This window comes from Microbacterium sp. NPDC055502 (assembly GCF_053643635.1).
In genome coordinates, this window is the sequence record NZ_JBSHKJ010000003.1 from 56,719 (window position 1) to 75,802 (window position 19,084).

15 protein-coding genes are annotated in these 19,084 nt (G+C 72.2%); 13 read left to right on the top strand and 2 right to left on the bottom strand.

Features of this window, described 5'->3' with window-relative positions; genetic code table 11:
• Positions 1–11: 11 nt before the first annotated feature.
• Positions 12–3,944 carry an ATP-dependent RNA helicase HrpA gene (gene hrpA, locus ACWH95_RS16600; RefSeq protein ID WP_454121041.1) on the bottom strand — a complete coding sequence of 1,311 codons (3,933 nt, stop codon included), beginning with the start codon at positions 3,942–3,944 and terminating at the stop codon, positions 12–14.
• Positions 3,945–3,987: 43 nt separating this feature from the next.
• Between hrpA and ACWH95_RS16605 the strand changes: the two genes are divergently transcribed.
• From ACWH95_RS16605 to ACWH95_RS16630, 6 genes are all read left to right on the top strand, one after another.
• Complete coding sequence (locus ACWH95_RS16605; RefSeq protein WP_454121042.1) at positions 3,988–5,223, top strand: heparan-alpha-glucosaminide N-acetyltransferase domain-containing protein; 1,236 nt, start codon at positions 3,988–3,990, stop codon at positions 5,221–5,223.
• On the top strand, positions 5,220–6,059 hold the full coding sequence (locus ACWH95_RS16610; RefSeq protein WP_136037144.1) for an aldo/keto reductase: 840 nt from the start codon (positions 5,220–5,222) through the stop codon (positions 6,057–6,059). Before ACWH95_RS16605 ends, ACWH95_RS16610 begins: the two co-directional genes overlap by 4 nt.
• Before the next feature lie 250 nt (positions 6,060–6,309).
• A complete protein-coding gene (locus tag ACWH95_RS16615; RefSeq protein ID WP_454121043.1) occupies positions 6,310–8,112 on the top strand; it encodes a thioredoxin domain-containing protein in 1,803 nt (600 codons plus the stop codon).
• Between the two features lie 180 nt (positions 8,113–8,292).
• Entirely contained in the window at positions 8,293–9,405 is a 1,113-nt protein-coding gene (gene hisC / locus ACWH95_RS16620; protein ID WP_378803896.1) for a histidinol-phosphate transaminase, read from the top strand.
• Entirely contained in the window at positions 9,402–10,793 is a 1,392-nt protein-coding gene (locus tag ACWH95_RS16625; RefSeq protein WP_378803897.1) for an amino acid permease, read from the top strand. The genes hisC and ACWH95_RS16625 overlap by 4 nt, the downstream gene beginning before the upstream one ends.
• Positions 10,794–10,797: 4 nt before the next feature.
• The gene (locus ACWH95_RS16630) at positions 10,798–11,280 is read left to right on the top strand and encodes an Lrp/AsnC family transcriptional regulator (protein WP_136028578.1); all 483 of its coding nucleotides are present in this window, start codon (positions 10,798–10,800) and stop codon (positions 11,278–11,280) included.
• Between the two features lie 30 nt (positions 11,281–11,310).
• On the opposite strand, the gene ACWH95_RS16635 is transcribed toward ACWH95_RS16630, so the two are convergent.
• Positions 11,311–12,864, bottom strand: coding sequence for a dolichyl-phosphate-mannose--protein mannosyltransferase (locus ACWH95_RS16635; protein WP_378803898.1), 1,554 nt, complete (start codon positions 12,862–12,864; stop codon positions 11,311–11,313).
• 185 nt (positions 12,865–13,049) lie between these two features.
• Here ACWH95_RS16635 and ACWH95_RS16640 point away from each other — a divergent pair, with 185 nt between their 5' ends.
• From ACWH95_RS16640 to ACWH95_RS16670, 7 genes are all read left to right on the top strand, one after another.
• Positions 13,050–13,376, top strand: a complete 327-nt coding sequence (locus ACWH95_RS16640; protein WP_136028580.1) for a hypothetical protein — start codon at positions 13,050–13,052, stop codon at positions 13,374–13,376.
• 32 nt (positions 13,377–13,408) lie between these two features.
• Entirely contained in the window at positions 13,409–13,645 is a 237-nt protein-coding gene (locus ACWH95_RS16645; RefSeq protein WP_136028581.1) for a hypothetical protein, read from the top strand.
• A 9-nt stretch (positions 13,646–13,654) separates the two neighbouring features.
• Complete coding sequence (gene rsmI, locus ACWH95_RS16650; protein WP_454121044.1) at positions 13,655–14,476, top strand: 16S rRNA (cytidine(1402)-2'-O)-methyltransferase; 822 nt, start codon at positions 13,655–13,657, stop codon at positions 14,474–14,476.
• Between the two features lie 16 nt (positions 14,477–14,492).
• Positions 14,493–15,119: a class I SAM-dependent methyltransferase gene (locus ACWH95_RS16655; protein WP_136036295.1), complete on the top strand. Its 627-nt coding sequence runs from the start codon at positions 14,493–14,495 to the stop codon at positions 15,117–15,119.
• 51 nt (positions 15,120–15,170) lie between these two features.
• The gene (locus ACWH95_RS16660) at positions 15,171–16,280 is read left to right on the top strand and encodes a LacI family DNA-binding transcriptional regulator (RefSeq protein WP_247639076.1); all 1,110 of its coding nucleotides are present in this window, start codon (positions 15,171–15,173) and stop codon (positions 16,278–16,280) included.
• Between the two features lie 143 nt (positions 16,281–16,423).
• Complete coding sequence (locus ACWH95_RS16665) at positions 16,424–18,088, top strand: ABC transporter substrate-binding protein (protein WP_136036525.1); 1,665 nt, start codon at positions 16,424–16,426, stop codon at positions 18,086–18,088.
• Positions 18,085–19,065: an ABC transporter permease gene (locus tag ACWH95_RS16670; RefSeq protein WP_136028586.1), complete on the top strand. Its 981-nt coding sequence runs from the start codon at positions 18,085–18,087 to the stop codon at positions 19,063–19,065. The genes ACWH95_RS16665 and ACWH95_RS16670 overlap by 4 nt, the downstream gene beginning before the upstream one ends.
• Positions 19,066–19,084 lie beyond the last annotated feature (19 nt).

A 19,084-nucleotide genomic window follows, 5' to 3' on the forward strand; every position in this document is an offset into this window, starting at 1 on the left:
CCCGGACAGGATCAGCGCCCGGACAGCGCCTTCATGATCCGCTGCGGCGAGACCGGCTGCGCGGTGCCGAGGCGCTGCGCGAACACGCTCACGCGGTACTCCTCCAGCAGCCACCGCACCTCCACCAGCGTCGGCGGCGCGTCGATCGGCAGCGGGATCGTGCCGCCCGCCTCGGTGAACGCGGTCGCCATGCGCTCGAACTCGGTCAGCCGCGCCCGGTCCTTGCCCGGCTCGTTCGCCAGCGTCTTCAGGCGGTCGAGCATGCCGTCGAGGTAGCGGGGGTAGTGCGCGAGCCGGTCGATGCCCGCCGCCGACACGAACCCGGGGTGCAGCAGACCGCTCAGCTGCGTGCGGATGTCGTTCAGCGGTCCGAGCAGCGCCAGGGAGTTCTGCGCCTTGATGCCCCGCTCGACCTCGCGCGCCTTGACCAGGATCCGCGCCACCAGGGACACGGCGGCGAACAGCTCGTCCACGAGCACCGCCGACACCGCCTCCCGGACGCGGGCGAACTCGGCCTCCGTGCGCACGATCCCGCGACCGGCGCCGTCCGGCCCTCCTGTCGACGCGTCGATCACGCGGCGGGCGACCGCGGCCCTGGCGTCTTCGATGAGCGGCGCGGCGGAGGGATACGGCGACGCCGCGAGCGCCAGCTTCTCCTGGCTCGTCAGATGCTCCTGCACGTACGACGACGGCGAGGGCACCGTGAGCAGCACCAGCCGGAGCACGCCGTCCCTGGTCGCGGTCGCGGCGGCCTCCGCGGTCGCCTCCACGCGTACGGAGACGCTCTTGCCCGCGTCGACGATCGCCGGGTAGCCGCGCACGACGCCGCCGGCGACCCGGGTGTCGAGCACCTCGGGCAGGTCGCCGAAGGTCCACGCGGTCAGCCCGGTCTGCTCCACCGGGGCGGCCGCGACGCGCTCGGCGCCCGCCGCCGCGGTCGGGCTCGCGCGTCGTGACGGCGCGGCGATGGAGCGGGCGACGCTGCTGCGGGCGCGGTCCGACAGCTCGGTCTGCAGTGCCCGGAGGTCGCGCCCCGAGCCGACCACGCGGCCGCGTTCGTCCACGGCGCGGAAGTTCATGCGCAGGTGCGCGGGCACGCGGTCGTCCTCGAAGTCCGCGGCCGACACGAGCTGGTTCGCGAGAGGCTGGATGAGGCGGGCCAGTGCCTCCTTGAGCGTGCGCGGGGGAAGGCCCTCGTGCGACTCCGGGCCCTGGTCGGCCAGCTCGGCGCCGAACTTCTCCGCCCAGTCGGCGGCGGGCACCACGTGGCGGCGGATGGCCTTGGGCAGCGCGCGCAGCAGTCCCGTGACGAGCTCGGCGCGCAGGCCCGGCACCTGCCAGTCGAAGCCGCGGTCCTCGATCTGCGCGAGCAGCGGCAGGGGCAGCACCACGCTCACGCCGTCGTCGGGGGCTCCGGGCTCGAAGCGGTAGGCGAGCCCCAGCACCTGGTCGCCCTGCGTCCACCGCGTGGGGAACTCGCGCTGGTCGGCGCGGTCGGCCTCGTCGACCAGGTCGCTCTCGCGCATCACGAGCAGCTTCGGCGCGGTCGTGAGCGCCTCGCGCCACCACTTCTCGAACGAGCGCACATCGAACACGTCGGCGGGGATGCGCTCGTCGTAGAAGCGGAACACGGCCTCGTCGCCGGCGAGGATGTCGCGGCGGCGCTCCCGCTCCTCCAGCTTCTCCAGGCGGCGGCGCAGCTCGGCGTTGCTGCGCCAGAACGCGCTCACCCGCTTGTCGATGCGCGACGGATCCCACTCGCCCTCCACGAGCGCGTGCCGCACGAACAGCTCGCGCGACGCGGCCCGGTCGATGCGGGCGAACTGCACGCGGCGGCGGGGGATGATCTCCACCCCGAACAGCGTCACCTTCTCGAAGGCGACGGCGGCGCCGGCGTCCTTCGACCAGTGCGGCTCCGTGACCTGACGCTTCGCGAGGTCACCGGCCAGCGGCTCGGCCCACGCGGGGTCGATCTGGGCGACCGTGCGGGCGAAGGTGCGGGAGGTCTCCACGATCTCCGCCGCCATCACCGCCCGCGGGCTCTTCTTGCGCAGCGCCGAGCCCGGGAAGATCGAGAACCGGATGCCGCGGGCCCCGCGGTACTCGGTCACCCGGCGCTTCGGGTCCTTCGCGGGGGAGTGGCTCTTGCCGGCCGGGGCCGTGCGCTCGTCGAGGATGCCGATCTGCGACAGCAGACCAGACAGCAGGGCGCGGTGGATCGCGTCGGGGTCGGCCGCGCCACCGGCCTCCGCGCCGCGCTCCGGGTTCTTGCCGAGCGTGCGCAGCTGGCGGTGCACGTCGAACCATTCGCGCACGCGCACGTAGTTGAGGTGCTCGGCGCGGCACAGCCGGCGGAACGCGCTCGACCCCAGCTCGCGCTGCTGCTCGCGCAGGTGGTTCCACAGGTTCAGCAGGGTCAGGAAGTCGCTCGTGGGGTCGGCGAAGCGCGCGTGCAGGCGGTCGGCCTCCTCGCGGCGCTCCTCCGGACGCTCCCGCACATCCTGGATCGTGAGTCCGGCGACGATCGCGAGCACGTCGCGCAGGACGGCGCCGCTGCGGTCGCGTCCCGCCTCGAGGAGCATGCGCGCGAACCGCGGATCGATCGGCATGCGGGCGATGTCGCGGCCCACGCGCGTGAGATGCGTCGAGCCGTCCCGCCGCGACGGCTCGACCGCGCCCAGCTCGGTGAGCAGGTCGAACGCGGCCTTCACGCCGCGGGAGTCGGGCGGGGTGAGGAACGGGAACGCCTCGATGTCGCCGAACCCCAGCGACAGCATCTGCAGGATGACCGAGGCGAGCGAGGTGCGCAGGATCTCCGGCTCGGTGTACTCCGGGCGCCGGTCGTAGTCCTCCTCCGAATAGAGGCGGATCGCGATGCCCTCGCTCGTGCGGCCGGCGCGCCCCGAGCGCTGGTTCGCGGAGGCCTGGGAGATCGCTTCGATCGGCAGGCGCTGCACCTTGGAGCGGTTGCTGTACCGGGAGATGCGGGCGGTGCCGGTGTCGATCACGTACTTGATGCCCGGCACGGTGAGGCTGGTCTCGGCGACGTTCGTGGCGAGCACGACCCGCCGTCGCACCCCCGCCACGCGACTCCGCTCGAACACCCGGTGCTGTTCAGCCGCCGAGAGCCGTCCGAACAGCGGCAGCACCTCGGTGGGGGAGCGGTCCTTCCCGTAGGCGCCGCGCACCGCATCGGCCGCATCACGGATCTCGGCCTCGCCGGGCAGGAACACCAGCACGTCGCCGGGGGCTTCACGGTCCAGCTCGCGCAGGGCCGCGACGATCGCGGACACCTCGTCCCCCGGGTCGCCGGATGCCGATGCGTCCTCGTCCGCGTCGTCCACGAGGGGCCGGTAGCGGACCTCCACCGGGTACGTGCGGCCGGAGACCTCGATGATCGGGGCGGGGGTGCCGTCGGCGGCGGCGAAGTGCCGCGCGAAGCTCTCCGGGTCGATGGTCGCCGAGGTGATGATCACCTTGAGGTCGGGGCGCTCCGGGAGGATGCGGGCGAGGTAGCCGAGCAGGAAGTCGACGTTGAGGGAGCGCTCGTGCGCCTCGTCGATGATGATCGTGTCGTAGCGCGTGAGCAGCCGGTCGCGGTGGATCTCGTTGAGCAGGATCCCGTCGGTCATCAGCGCGATGCGCGTGGCATCGGAGACCTTGTCGGTGAAGCGCACCTTGTAGCCCACGAGCGTGCCGAGCTCGACGTGCAGCTCCTCCGCGACGCGCTCCGCGATCGTGCGGGCGGCCAGGCGTCGGGGCTGCGTGTGGGCGATGCGCTCGCGGCCGAGTTCGAGCGCGATCTTGGGCAGCTGGGTGGTCTTGCCCGAACCGGTCGCGCCCGCGACGATCACGACCTGGTGGTCGCGCACGGCGTCGGCGATCTCCTTCCGCGCGGCGCTGACGGGCAGCTCCGGGGGATAGGAGATCACGGGGGAGGACATAGCCCTCCATCGTATGCCGGGATGCGCGCCCTACGATCAACTCGTGACCTCCCCCCTCGCGCCCACCCGCTGGTTCCGGGACTTCGGCCGGCCACCGCGCATCCTCGGCCTCGACGTGGCCAGGGCCCTCGCGATCCTGGGCATGGCCGCCGCCCACGTCGGCGAGCTCCGGCCGTTCGCATGGGGCGACCCGTCCACCTGGACCGACCTGGTGAACGGCCGCTCCTCGATCCTGTTCGCACTGCTCGCCGGGGTGTCGATCGCGCTGATGACGGGGCGCAGCACGCTGCCCGCTCCCGAGCGCATGCCGACGCTGCGCCTGAACCTGGTGGGCCGGGGCGCGGCGATCTTCCTGATCGGCCTCGCGCTCGAGATGCTGAACACGCCCATCGCGGTGATCCTCACGCTCTACGGGCTGCTCTACGTCGCGGTGATCCCGTTCCTGCGGTGGCGGGCGTGGCAGCTGCTCCTCGCGGCCGGGGTGCTCGCGCTCGTGGCCCCCGCCGCGCTCGCGCTGCTGAGCGCGCTCGCGCTGGAGCCCTACGGCGCAGGGCTCGGCTTCGCGCTGTACGGCGTGTACCCGCTGACGGCGTGGCTCGCGTTCGTGCTGGGCGGCCTCGCGCTCGGCCGGCTGCACGTGGAGCGACTCCGCACGGCGGTCGTCGCGCTCGCTGTCGGCGTGCTGCTCGCGGTCATCGGATACGGGCTCGGCGCGGTCGGCCAGGCGGCCGGAGTCGGGGGCGAGGACGGTGGCATCGGCTCCGGCGACGGCGGCTTCGGATTCGGCTCCGGGTGGGACGCGTACCCCGCGGCGCTCGCGGGGCTGGACCCGCTGCGGTCGGTGCTGTCGGCGTTCTTCGGCGTGGAACCGCACTCCGGGGGCACGGCCGAGATCCTCGGCTCCGGGGGCTTCGCGCTCGCGGTGGTCGCGCTGTGCCTGCTGCTGAGCCGGCCGCTGCGGTGGGTGTTCCTGCCGCTCGCGGCGCTCGGCTCCATGCCGCTCACGGCATACACGGTGCACGTGGTGTCGATCGTGGTGCTGGTGGGCCCCGGCGGCTTCGTGCAGAGCACGGCCTTCTGGCTCCTCACGGCGGTCGCACTCGTGGTGGCCGCGACGCTGTGGTCGATCCTCTTCGGCCGCGGACCCCTCGAGCGCCTCGTGGGTCGGGCGGCGCAGGCCATGGCCCCGGTGCCGGTCGATCGACGCGGTGCCTCCGCCGACACGGAAAGACACGATCCCGCCACACCTGTCATCACAGGTCATAGGCTGGACCCATGACCACCATTCCCTCTCTCGAACTCAACGACGGCAACTCCATCCCGCAGCTGGGCTACGGCGTCTTCAAGGTGCCGCCGGCCGAGACCGAGCGCGCGGTGAGCGAAGCGCTGGAGATCGGCTACCGCCACATCGACACCGCCGCGATCTACGGCAACGAGGAGGGCGTGGGCGCCGCGATCGCCGCCTCCGGCATCCCGCGCGACGAGCTGTTCATCACCACCAAGCTCTGGAACGACCGCCACCACGACGACGAGCCGCGTGCGGCGATCGGCGAGAGCCTCGAGAAGCTCGGGCTCGACCGGGTCGACCTGTACCTCGTGCACTGGCCCACCCCGGCGAAGGACGACTACGTGCACGCGTTCGCCAAGCTCATCGAGCTGCGCGAGGCCGGACTGACCCGCAGCATCGGCGTCTCGAACTTCCTCGTGCCGCACCTGGAGCGCACCGTGAAGGAGACCGGCGTCGTCCCGGCCGTGAACCAGATCGAGCTGCACCCGGCCTACCAGCGTCGCGAGGAGGTCGCGTGGGCCGACGCGAACGACGTGCGCATCGAGGCGTGGGGTCCGCTCGGTCAGGGCAAGTACGACCTGTTCGGCATCCCGGCGGTCGCCGACGCGGCCGCGGCCCACGGCGTCACCCCGGCGCAGGCGGTGCTGCGCTGGCACCTGCAGAAGGGGATCATCGTCTTCCCGAAGTCGGTGCGCCCCGAGCGTCTGCGCGAGAACCTCGACGTGTTCGGCTTCGAGCTGACCGACGCGGAGATCGCCGCGATCGACGCCCTCGACCCGCTCGACGGTTCGGGTCGTGTCGGCTCGCACCCCGACGAGGTCAACTGACGGGAACCCCCGCCCCCACCACGGAGTCGGCCCGATCGACCGGTCACGCAACGGACCGGCTGACCCCGCCCCCGGGAGTCGGCCCGATCGACCGGTCACGCAACGGACAGGTCGCGCCGACCGGCCACCACCCGCCCGCACCCGGACGCCCCGTGTCGCCGCTCGCGACGCGGGGCGTTCGCGGGGGAGCCGCGATCCCGTGCTCACCGCCGCAGCCCGCCGTGCCGCCGCGCGGCGTAGCGTGGACGGCATGACCAACCGGCTCGCGGACACCCTCAGCCCCTACCTCCGGTCGCACGCCGAGAATCCGGTCGACTGGTATCCGTGGGGCGAGGAGGCGTTCGCGGAGGCGCGACGGCGGGACGTGCCGCTGCTGATCTCGATCGGCTACTCCACGTGCCACTGGTGTCACGTGATGGCGCGCGAGTCGTTCTCCGATCCCGTCACGGCCGCGCTGATCGACGAGGGCTTCGTGGCGGTCAAGGTCGACCGCGAGGAGCACCCGCACGTCGATGCGGCGTACATGGCCGCGGCGTCGGCGTTCACGCAGAACCTCGGCTGGCCGCTGACGGTGTTCACGACGCCGGGTGGCCGCGCGTTCTTCGCCGGCACCTACTGGCCGCCCGAGCCCCGGCCGCCGATGCCCGCGTTCCGCGAGGTGCTCGCGGCCGTGCGGGAGGCGTGGACGGTGCGGCGCGCGCAGGCGGAGGAGTCGGCGGACGCGGTGACCGAGGCCCTCGCCAGGGCCGCCGAGTCCGCGCCGTCCGACCTGCCCGACGCGGCGGCGATCGTCACCGCCGCCGAGGGGATCGCGGCCAGGGAGGACCGGCTGTTCGGAGGCTTCGGCGGGGCGCCGAAGTTCCCGGTGGCGACCACGCTGCGGCTGCTGCAGCATCCGCTGGTGCGGGCGGGTTCTCCCGACGCCGGGGCAGCGGCCACGCGGGCGCTCGCGGCCATGTCCGGCTCCGACCTGCGCGACGAGGACGGCGGCTTCTTCCGCTACGCCACGCAGCGGGACTGGACGGTGCCGCACTACGAGCGCATGCTCACCGACAACGCGCAGCTGCTGGAGGTCGCGCTGGACGAGGGGGATACGGGCACCGCCCGCGGCATCGCCGGCTTCCTCCTGGGCGTGCTGCGACGCGACGGCGGCGGCTTCGGGGCCGCGCAGGACTCGGAGTCGTGGATCGACGGGGTGCGCAGCGAGGGCGGGTACTACCAGCGCCCGGTATCCGCGCGCGGCGAGCTGGAACCTCCCACGGTGGACGGCAAGGTCATCACGGGCTGGAACGGCCTCGCGGTCGGGGCGCTGGCCAGGGCGGGGACGACTCTCGGCGAGCCCGACTGGGTCGAGGCGGCGGCCGCGGCGGCCGATCATGTGCTGCGCGTCAACCGCGGCGACGACGGCGCGCTCGCCCGGGCGTCGCTCGACGACCGTGCCTCGGCAGCCCCGGCGACCGCGGCCGACCTCGCGCTGTTCGCGGAGGGGCTGCTGGGCCTCGCCGCCGCGACCGGGGAGGCCGAGTGGGCGGTCACGGCGCTGCGGCTGCTCGACCCGGCCCTCGACGGTGCCGCCGGCGCCGACCCGCTGCTTGCGGCGCAGGGCATCGCGACCTCGCCCGACCACACCGACGGCGACCTCCCCTCCGACGCGGCGGCGGTGGCGGGCGCTGCGCTGGCGGCGTGGCGGCTCGGTGCGGGGGACCGGTACCGCGAGGAGGCGGTCGCCCGGGTGCGGATGCTGGCGGCGCGTGCGCTCGGTCAGCCGTTCGCGCACGGGAGCCTGCTCCGGGTGGCCGCGGGGCTGGTCGCACCGGCCCGTCAGCTCGTGGTCGTGACCGACGACCGCGACGGGGCGCTCGCCCGCGCCGCGCGGGACGCCGACGCCGACGTGCTCGCGGTGGTGTCGCCCGCCCAGGCCGCCGCGTTCGCCGCGGCGGGCTTCGAGCTGTTCGAGGGCAAGGCCGCGACGCCCGAGCGCCTGTACGACTGCCGGGCGTTCGTGTGCCGGCTTCCCACCGCCGACCCCGCCGAGGTCACGAGGGAACGCTGACGCTCACCCTGCCCTCCGCCCCGACCCGGAGGCGGACTGGGCAATCTGCCCAGGGTGGACGGCACGCCGGGCGTTCGATTGCGCGCGATGCCCACCATTCGCTGCACCGATTGCCCAGGGGGCGACGTGCGTTCTAGGGTGGCGCGACACCACCCGGATCACAGCAAGGATGCTCTGACGATGCCCCTCTCCGCCCGTCCCGGCCTCGACGCCGTCCCCGCCTACCGTCAGGGCCGCTCGGCCCCCGCCGGTGCCTCGAAGCTCTCGTCCAACGAGTCCCCGCATCCGCCCCTGCCCTCCGTCGTGCAGGTCGTCCAGGAGCGCGTCGCCGGCATCCACCGCTACCCCGACATGAGTGCCGCGGCCGTGCGGCAGGCGCTCGCCGCGCGCTACGGCGTCGACGTCGACGAGGTCACGGTGGGAGCCGGATCGGTGGAGATCGCGGCCCAGCTGATCCACGCGGTCGCCGGCGCGGGTGACGAGGTCGTGTTCGCGTGGCGGTCATTCGAGGCGTACCCCTCGCTCGTGCGCATCGCGGGGGCCACGCCCGTGCCCGTTCCGCTCGACGCGCAGCACGGCCACGACCTCGACGCGATGCTCGCCGCGATCACCCCGCGCACCCGACTGGTGTTCGTGTGCAACCCGAACAACCCCACCGGCACGGTCGTCGACGCGGACGCGCTCGAGCGCTTCGTGGCCGCCGTGCCGCGCGACGTGCTCGTGGTGATCGACGAGGCGTACGTGCACTTCGATCGCACGGCGAGCCGCGGCGCCGGCATCGAGCTGTTCCGCCGCCACCCGCACGTCGCGGTGCTCCACACGTTCTCCAAGGCCTATGGTCTCGCCGGCCTGCGCATCGGCTATGCGATCGCCCCGCGCGAGATCGCCGAGGCGCAGCGCAAGGTGGCCGTGCCGTTCGGTGTGACCGACCTGGCGCAGGCCGCCGCCCTCGCGTCGCTCGCGGCGGAGGAGGAGCTGGCGGTCCGCATCGACGAGGTGGTCGCGCAGCGCGAGCGCCTGTACGCCGTGCTCACCGCCGCGGGCTGGCCCGCCGTCCCGTCACAGGCCAACTTCGTCTGGGTCCCGTCGGGGGAGCGCACCGCCGAGCTCGACGCCCTCCTGCACGCCGGGGGTGTCGTCGCGCGCGCCTTCCCCGGCGAGGGCATCCGGATCTCGTCCGGCTCCGCCGCCGACATCGACAGGGTCGAGGCCGCCCTCGCCGCCGCGGTCTCCGGCGGCGACGCCGCGCACGATTCCGACCGCGATTCCGACCTGATGGGGGTGTCCGCGTGAGCGTCGAGGTCCCGGTCACGACCACCACCACGAAGGGCCTGCATCCCGGGCTCACCCGGCGCCAGATCTCCATGATGGGGCTCGGCGGCGCGATCGGCGCCGGGCTGTTCGTCGGCTCCGGCCAGGCGATCGGGATCGCCGGTCCCGCGGTCCTCATCTCGTATCTGGTCGCCGGCGGCATCGTCGTGCTGGTCATGGCGATGCTGGCCGAGATGGTCGCGGCACGCCCCAGCTCCGGCGCGTTCAGCTCCTACGCCCAGAAGGCGATGGGGCGCAGCGCCGGCAGCGCGGTCGGCTGGCTCTACTGGATCCAGCTGATCGTGGTGATCGCGGCCGAGGCGACCGGGGCGGCGGGCATCGTGGCCGGCTGGATCCCCGGCGTGCCCGCGTGGGTGTGGGTGCTGGTGTTCGTGGTCGCCCTCACCGCGGTGAACCTGTTCGGGGTGCGCAACTACGGCACCTTCGAGTTCTGGTTCGCGGCGATCAAGGTCGCCGCGATCATCGCGTTCCTCGTGGTCGGCGTGTGCGCGATCGTCGGCCTCATCCCCGGTGTTCCGGCCACGGGTGTGTCGAACCTCGTGGACGAGGGCGGCTTCGCGCCCAACGGCATCACCGGCATCGCGGCGGCGCTCCTGATCGTGGTGTTCGCGTTCGGCGGCACCGAGGTCGTGGCGATCGCGGCGGCCGAGTCCGACGACCCGGCGCGCAACATCCGCCGCATCGTGCGCGAGGTGCTGGTGCGCATCCTCATCTTCTACGTCGGCTCGATCTTCGTGATCGTCGCGGTGCTGCCGTGGGACGACCCCGCGGTGGAGGCCGGTCCGTTCTCGGCGGTGCTCAACACGCTCCATGTGCCGGGTGTCGGTCTGGTGATGGACCTCATCGTCGTGGTCGCGCTGCTGTCGGCCATGAACGCCAACATCTACGGCGCCTCCCGCATGGCGTATTCGCTGGGGGAGCGCGGACTGGCGCCGCTGGCGGTCACCCGCACGAGTCTCACGGGCGTGCCGTACCTGGCGGTGCTGGCGTCGGTCGCGTTCGGGTTCGTCACGGTCGGGTTGAACTGGGCGTTCCCCGATGTGGTGCTCCCCGCCCTGTTGAACGTGGTGGGCTCGACGCTGCTGGTGATCTGGACGGCGACCGCGGTCTCGCAGATCGTGCTGCGGCGCCGGGCGGACCGCGCCGGCGAGGCGATGCCGATGCGGATGTGGGGCTTCCCGTGGATCTCGTGGCTGTGCTTGGCCCTGCTCGCCGGGGTGATCGCCCTCGCGATGATCGACCCCGCGGCACGCACGCAGCTGCTGCTGACCCTCGGGCTGACGGTCGTGCTGCTGGTGGTGGCGCGGCTCACCCGTGGTGTGTCCCGTCCCGGCGTGGTGCGGGAGTAGCGGCGTGCGCATCGACCGGCTGGACGCCGCGCTGATCCGGTTGCTCACCGAGTCGCCGCAGCTGCCCATCCTGGAGTGTGCGCGGCGGCTGGGCATCGCACGCGGCACCGCCACCAGCCGGCTCGCGCGACTGCACGAGGGCGGGGTGATCGAGGCGATCGTGCCGCGCGTCGACCCGGCCGGCTTCGGCTACGGCATGGTCGCGTTCTGCCTGGTCGAGATCGATCAGAAGGTGGGGCACGACGAGGTGGCCGCCGCGCTCGCGGACGCGGTGCCGGAGATCGTGGACATGCACACCGTGACGGGGGCGAGCGACATGCAGCTGCGCCTGGTCGCGCGCGATGCCACGCAGCTGCAGGAGGTGCTCGACCGGGTCGCCGTCGTGCCGGGGGTGGCGCGCACGGCGTCGTCCATCGCGATGCGTACGCACCTGTCGGGGCGCGTGCTGCCGCTGGTCGAGCACGTGGCCACCGACGACGCCGGCTGAGCACCGGCCTCGCCGTCGGGGCTCCCGTGCTCAGATCCAGCCGGGCAGCCAGTTGTGCAGCCGCCAGAAGTCGTACGGCACGCTGATCCCCAGCCACAGCGGCAGGAAGAACGCCGACACGAGCACGACCACGGTCAGGAACACCACCACGGTGCGCTGCCCGGACTGGCGCCGGTGCAGCGGATCGTCGCGTGTCCCGGCGATGATCCGCAGCGTCATCGTCAGCGCGAGCACCAGGAACGGCATCATGACCACCGTGTAGAACTGGAAGATCGTCCGCTCGGGGAACATCAGCCAGGGCAGGTAGGTCACGGCGAGCCCCACGAGCGGCAGCGTGAGCGCCGGTTCGATCGGCTGACGGGCGATCCATGCGCGCACCAGGCGGTACAGCAGGTACACGCTCGCGGCGACGCCGCCGTACCAGATCAGCGGGTTGGGGATCGCGGAGATCACGCCGATGCAGTGGTCGACCCCGCACGCGGTCGGCTCGGGGTCGACCCAGACGGCGGTCGGTCGCAGCAGGAACGGCCACTCCCACGCGGGGCTGGCGTAGGGGTGCCCGCGGCTGAGCCCCACGTGGAAGCCCAGCATCGCTTGGTGGTAGTTCCACAGCGCGAGCAGGGGGTTCGCGTCGCTGCCGCGGTCGTAGCCCTTGTCGGTCACGAGCCACCCGGTCCAGCTCGCGAGGTACACGGCCGCGGCCGGCAGCACCAGCAGCACGAACGACACGGGCCCCTGGCGGAACGCGGCGGACGCGGGCCACACGACCACACCGCCGCGGCGCCGGGCCAGCGCATCGGTGACCACCACGTACAGCCCGAAGCCGGCCAGCACGTACAGGCCCGACCACTTCACGGCGCACGCCGCCCCCAGCGCGAGACCCGCGGCGACGAGCCACGGGCGGCGCCACAGCACCGGACCCCACAGCGGGTCGGGGGCGTCGGGGTCGCGACGCTCCAGGAGGGGGATGGTGCGTTGCCGGTCGAGCAGCACGAACAGCACGCCGAGCAGCACGAAGAAGGTGAGGATGCCGTCGAGCAGCGCGATGCGGCTCAGCACGATGCTCAGTCCGTCGATCGCGAGAAGGGTGCCCGCCACGGTGGCCGCGACCACGGATCCGGTCAGCCGGCGGGCGATCAGGTACACCAGCAGCACGGAGCCCGCACCCAGCAGGGCCGTGGCCAGCCGCCAGCCGGCGCTGTTGTCGGGGCCGCCGATGGCCATGCCGAGCGCGATGAGCCACTTGCCCAGCGGCGGGTGCACGATGAACGCGCCCTTGTTCGTGAGCGGCAGCTCCTGCAGGGTCTGGAAGGCCTCGTCGGCGCCCTGCCCCCAGACGCCTTCGTAGCCGAGGGTCCACAGCGACCAGGCGTCCTTGACGTAGTAGGTCTCGTCGAACGCCAGCTGGTGGGGGTGCCCGACGTTCACGAGCCGCAGCACCGCCGCGAGCGCCGTGACCACGAGCGGTGCGAGCCACCCGATGGCCCGTCCCCAGTCGGCGGCGTGCAGCACGCGGTCGCGCAGCCGCTCGTACCGCGTCGCCCGCGCCTCGGGGGGAGGCAGCAGGGGCTGGGGCGCGGTCACCGCTCCAGCCTAGACACCCCGCTTCCGTGTGCTCGGAAGTGTGCGCTTCGCCGCGGTTTCGCCCCGCGCCGCGTCAGAGCACGAATGCCGATGTTCTAGAAGTTCGAGAGCTGGAGGGATAGCAGCCGAGTGTCTGGCACCGTAGCGTGTATCTGTCCGCATTTGAGGACAGATAGGACACGTTCATGATCATTCAGTTCTCCGCACGACTCACCGCGGCCGCGGCACTGACCGTCGCATCCGCCCTGGTTTTCCCGCTTTCGGCGTCAGCAAGCTTTGAAGCGCCGACGGAGCGAGGGGTGGCGGTCTCTGAAGTCGCGGTCGTGGGTCGCGCCGTGCCGTCGCGCGACCTCGGTCCGTGTTGGGCGCAAGCCGGGAGAGTTGTCGGTGGCTTTTTCGGATCGATCGGTGCGACTATCGTCAGTCCCGGCTGGAGTGTCGCCGCATGGGCGGCGTATCTGGGACAGGTTGCGCAGGAGAAGCGCACGAGCACCGGGGATTTCGCATGTTGACCCATCCTGTCGAGACGGAAAAGAGCTCCCCCATGGATCAGAGTCCGACGACGAAGGCGCAGCCCAGTGGGGCACGGATCACTGGGTGGATCGCCACTCTGTTCTGCGCCGGCCTGGCTTTCCTCAACGCAGCTCTTGCGACCGAGATCGCTTTCCGGATCTTTTTCGTCGCCTGCGGGGTGGTGCTCGTGGTGGGCGTGATCTCCATGGTCATCCGCTGGTATCGCGGGGGCGGTCGCGACGATCAGGATGGTCACCCGCCCGCCTAAGCTGGGCGGGTGATCATCCTCGCCGCCACGCCCATCGGGAATCTCGGGGACGCGTCCCGGCGTCTGGTGGAGGTGCTGGAGAACGCGGAGGTCGTGGTCGCGGAGGACACCCGCACCACGCAGCGGCTTCTGCAGGCGCTGCAGATCGCCAACCGCCCGCGCCTGATCGCGCTGCACGACCACAACGAGAAGCAGAAGGCCGCGGAGCTGGCGGCCCTCGCCGCGGACACCGATGTCGTGGTGATGAGCGACGCGGGCATGCCGACCGTGAGCGACCCGGGCTACGGGCTCGTGGCCGAGGCCGTGGCGCAGGGGGTCACGGTCACCGCGATCCCCGGTCCGAGCGCCGTGCTCATGGCGCTGGCGATCTCGGGTCTGCCGACCGACCGCTTCACGTTCGAGGGGTTCCTGCCGCGCAAGCCGGGGGAGCGCCGGGCGACCCTGACCGCGCTCGCCGCGGAGCCGCGCACCATGGTGTTCTTCGAGTCGCCGTCGCGCCTGGCCGCGACGCTCGCCGACATGGGGGCGGCGTTCGGCGAGGACCGCCGGATCGCGGTGTGCCGGGAGCTGACGAAGCTGTACGAGGAGGTGCGCCGTGGGACCGCCGCCGAGCTCGCCGCCTGGGCCGCCGACGGCGTGAAGGGCGAGATCGTGGTCGTGGTCGAGGGCGCGCCCCGCCGCGCGGTGTCGGCCGACGACGCGCTGGCCCAGGTGCAGGCCCTGCTCGCGGACGGCACGCGCCTGAAGGAGGCCGCGGCCGAGGTGGCGGCGCAGACCGGCCTCTCCACGCGCGATCTCTACCAGGCCGCCCTCGCCGCCCGTACCCGATGAGCTCGGGGGGCACCCGGTGACGACACCGGCGGAGGCGCACGACGCCATCGCGGCCGCCTACGACCACCGCGCCGCGGAGTACGTCGCGATCGCCGGCACGGTGGAGCAGCTGGACCCCCGCGACCGCGACACGATCGATCGCTGGCGCCGAGCCACCTCGGGTGCCCTGCTCGACGCCGGGTGCGGTCCCGGGCTGTGGACGCGGTTCCTCCACGACGCGGGGCACGACGTGTCGGGCATCGACCTGTCGGCGGAGTTCGTCGCGGAGGCCCGCACGCGGCACCCCGGCCTCGACGTCACCCAGGGCTCCTTCCTCGCGCTGCCGCAGCCCGCCGGGTCGCTGGGCGGCGTCCTCGCGTGGTACTCGCTCATCCACACGCCGCCGACCGAGGTGCCCGCCGCGCTCGCCGAGTTCGCGCGCGTGCTCGCGCCAGGGGGACGACTGCTGCTGGGCTTCTTCGACGGCGAGCCGCGCGCGCCGTTCGACCACGCGATCACGACCGCGTACTTCTGGTCGGCGGAGGCGCTCACGCCGCTGCTCGCCGCCGCGGGGCTCGAGGTCGAGGGGACCGAGACCCGCGCCCGCGTGCCCGGGGAGGCGAGCACGCGCCCGCACGGTGCGCTGATCGCCCGCCGGGTCTGATCTACGCTGTCCTGACACCCGATCCGACGACTCGACCCTGGGGGATCCGCCGTGAGCAAGGCCGCGACCGTGTACGACGTCGCCGCGCACGCGGGCGTCTCGATCGCCACCGTGTCGCGGGTGCTGCGGTCGCCCGATGCCGTACGACCGGCGACCCGCGAGCGGGTGCTCGATGCGGTCACGGCTCTCGGCTACGTCCCGAGCGGAAGCGCGCGCGGGCTGGCCGAGCGCCGGACGGGCGTGCTGGGCCTGTACTTCCCGGGGTTCGACGCGGCGGAGGACGCCCCCGCGCTCGACGTCCTGTCGAGTGCGGGAGCCGCGGCCCCGCCGTTCACGGTGGTGGAGGACGAGGGCGAGCCCGGCGCTCCTGCCACCTCGATGCTGTTCCTGGACGAGGTGCTGCGCGGGGCCGAGCTGGAGGCGTGGAAGCAGGGCTTCGTGCTGATGGTGGGCGTGGGGCGCGACGACCCCGACCGGTCGACCGTGCGGGACATGGCCGGTCGTGTCGACGGGCTCATGGTGCTCGCGAGCAGCGTGCCGGATGACGTGCTGGCGCGGCTCGCGCGCCGCATCCCGGTCGTGGTCCTGTCCGGTCCGCCGCGCGGCGACGACTACGACCACGTCACGGTCAGCAACGCCGAGGCGATGGGCGAGCTCACGCGGCACGTTCTCGCGCAGGTCGGGGAGGGTGCGGTCGCGTTCCTCGCGGGTCCCGCGGACTCGCCCGACGCGGAGCAGCGGCGCGAGGGCGTGGTGGCGGCCGTGGCGGCGTCGGGCCGGGCGACCGAGGAGCTGCGGCTGCTGCGCGGCGACTTCACGCGGGCGTCGGGGCGGCGCGCGGCCGAGGAGCTGCTGCGCGACGGCGCACCTCCGTCCGCGGTGATCGCGGCGAACGACCAGATGGCGCTGGGGGTCGTCGACGTGCTGCACCGCGCAGGCGTGCGTGTGCCCGACGACGTGCTCGTGACCGGGTTCGACGGCATCGACGCCGCCGCCCTCTCCGTCCCCCCGCTGACGACGATCCGGCAGCCGATGATCGAGCTGGGCCGCGCCGCGGTGCAGGTGCTGGCGCGCCGGCTGGAGGAGCCGGAGGCCCCGCCCGCGGTGGTGCGGCTGCCGTTGCAGATCCTCCTGCGAGAGAGCTCCGCGCGTCCCGCCTGACGCGCCTCGAACGGACGGGAGCGCGGTGTCAAGGGGTTGCCGATCACAAATGTATGCGCTTACACTCGCTCATGCGGCTTCGGCCGACGGACGCTCCGACCCGTGGGGCGCCCATCATGACAGAGACGACATGAGGTCCCCCAGTGGCAGAGACGCACACCTTCCGACGCTGGCGCAGAGCCGCCGTCGTGGGGCTCGCGGCCGCGGCGATCGCGCTCAGCGGCTGCAGCATCCAGATCAGCTCCCAGCCCGACCCCTCCATCGGCGAGGACACGATGCTGATCAACGCCGACCACGGCAACCCGTTCTTCACGAAGAACTTCAACCCGTACCTGACCAACACGCGCACCGCCTCGCGGTGGATCTACGAGCCGCTGATCCTGGTGAACCCGCTCGACGGCGAGCTCAACCCGTGGCTGGCCTCCGCGTGGTCGCAGCCCGACGCCCGCACGATCGTGATGACGCTGCGCGACGGGGTCGAGTGGAGCGACGGCGAGGACTTCACGGCCGACGACGTCGCCTTCACGTTCCAGCTGCTGAAGGATGAGCCGTCTCTCGACATCAAGGGCGCCTGGCAGCACATCGACTCGGTCGAGGTCGACGGCTCTGACGTGGTCTTCCACCTGCAGAGCGAGGACGCCCCGTCGCTGTCGATCCTCGGCCAGACCATGATCGTGCCCGAGCACATCTGGAAGGACGTGCAGGATCCGGGCACCTGGCGCAACGAGGATCCGGTCGGCACCGGTCCGTTCGTGCTCGGCAACTACAACGATCAGCAGTACTCGATGGACCGCAACCCCGACTACTGGCAGGCCGACCGGATCGAGATCGAGCACATCATCCTCCCGGCGACCAACAGCCAGCTCGACACCGTCACGCGCGGCTACGACTGGGCGTACGCGTTCATCTCCGACGTGGAGGGCACGTGGGGCGCGGCCAGCCCGGACAACACCTGGTGGTTCCCGCCGGGCGGCGTGATCTCGCTGGTGCCGAACCTCGAGGTCGCCCCGTTCGACGACGTCAACGTGCGCCGCGGCATCGCGCTCGCGCTCGACCGCGAGGAGATCGCCGAGACCGCGTCCGAGGGCTACATGAAGCCCGCCGGCCAGACCGGCCTGATCCTGCCGAACCAGGAGCAGTACCTCGACCCCGAGATCCCCGACGCGGGCATGATCGCCCAAGACGAGGACGCCGCGCTCGCCGCCTTCGCCGAGTCCGGCTACACGCTCGACGGCGATCGGCTGGTGGGGCCGGACGGTGAGCAGCTGGAGTTCTCGCTCACCACCGCGAACGGCTTCTCCGACTGGACCCGCGCCGCGCAGACCGTGCAGCGCCAGCTCGGAGACATCGGCATCAAGGTCTCGCTGAAGCTGCCGCAGCCCGCGGGCTACCAGAGCGCGATCGGCAACGGCGACTTCGAGATGGCGATCGGCGGCATGGGCAACGGCGACGTCTACCAGGCGTTCAACAGCCTGCTCTCCAGCGACTTCTACGTGCCGTCGGGCGAGTCGACCACGAACAACTTCGAGCGCTACCGCTCGCCGGAGGCCGATGCGCTGCTCGCGGAGTACCGCGCGACGGTCGACCCGCAGCGCCAGGGCGAGATCGTGCACGAGCTGCAGAACATCGTGTACGACGAGCTGCCCGTGATCGGCATGTACTACGGCGGCATCTGGGGTCTGTTCAACGACGCGAAGTTCACCGGGTGGCCGTCCGCCGACGACCCGTACATGATCCCGCAGAACTACGACTCGGCGCCCCTGATGATCTTCACCCACCTGAAGCGAGTGAACGGAGACGACCAGTGAAGTACGTCGCCCAGAAACTCGGCCTGTTCGTGCTGACCCTGTGGGCCGCGGTCACGCTGAACTTCTTCCTCCCGCGCATGATGCCCGGCTCGCCCGCCGACGCCGCAATAGCCAAGCTCTCGCAGAACGGACCCGTGTCGGATGCGACCAGGGCCGCGATCGAGGCGCAGCTCGGCGTGCCGACCGGCTCGCTATGGGACCAGTACGTCGCCTACCTCGGTCAGGTCGTACGGCTCGACTTCGGCGTCTCGTACACGTTCTACCCGCAGTCGGTGTCGAGCATGGTGTCCACGGCGCTGCCGTACACGCTGGGCCTGGTGGGCATCGTCACGATCCTCGCGTTCGTGATCGGCACCCTCATCGGCGTGATGGCCGCGTGGCGGCGCGGCACCTGGCTCGACTCGCTGCCCACGCTGACCGGCTCGTTCCTCAGCACCTTCCCGTACTTCTGGACCGCGCTGCTGCTGCTGTTCTTCCTCGGCTACGTGCTGCACTGGTTCCCGACGACCGGCGCCTACTCGGCGACCACGACGCCCGGGTTCACGTGGGACTTCATCGTCGACCTGGTGCGCCACGCGTTCCTGCCGGCGCTGACGATCCTGCTCACGTCGCTCGGCGGCTGGATCATCGGCATGCGCAACGCCATGATCAACACGCTCGGCGAGGACTACATCACCTTCGGTGAGGCCAACGGGCTGCGCGGGCGCACGATCGCGCTCCGCTACGCCGCGCGCAACGCGATCCTGCCGAACCTCACCGGCTTCGGGCTCACGCTCGGCGGCGTGGTGGGCGGGTCGATCCTCGTGGAGCAGGTGTTCGGCTATCCGGGCATCGGCTACCTGCTGTTCAACGCCGTGATCGGGCAGGACTACCCGCTCATGCAGGCGCTGTTCCTGATGATCACGGTGAGCGTGCTCATCGCCAACTTCCTCGTGGACATCCTCTACGGGGTGCTCGACCCGAGGACGCGCCGATGATGATCCCTCCTTTCCCCGT

Excerpts from the sequence above, each read along its gene's own strand:
- hrpA (WP_454121041.1), bottom strand. The coding sequence starts at position 3,944 with ATGTCCTCCCCCGTGATCTCCTATCCCCCGGAGCTGCCCGTCAGCGCC.
- ACWH95_RS16610 (WP_136037144.1), top strand. The coding sequence starts at position 5,220 with ATGACCACCATTCCCTCTCTCGAACTCAACGACGGCAACTCCATCCCG.
- ACWH95_RS16615 (WP_454121043.1), top strand. The coding sequence starts at position 6,310 with ATGACCAACCGGCTCGCGGACACCCTCAGCCCCTACCTCCGGTCGCAC.
- hisC (WP_378803896.1), top strand. The coding sequence starts at position 8,293 with ATGCCCCTCTCCGCCCGTCCCGGCCTCGACGCCGTCCCCGCCTACCGT.
- ACWH95_RS16640 (WP_136028580.1), top strand. The coding sequence starts at position 13,050 with ATGATCATTCAGTTCTCCGCACGACTCACCGCGGCCGCGGCACTGACC.
- ACWH95_RS16645 (WP_136028581.1), top strand. The coding sequence starts at position 13,409 with ATGGATCAGAGTCCGACGACGAAGGCGCAGCCCAGTGGGGCACGGATC.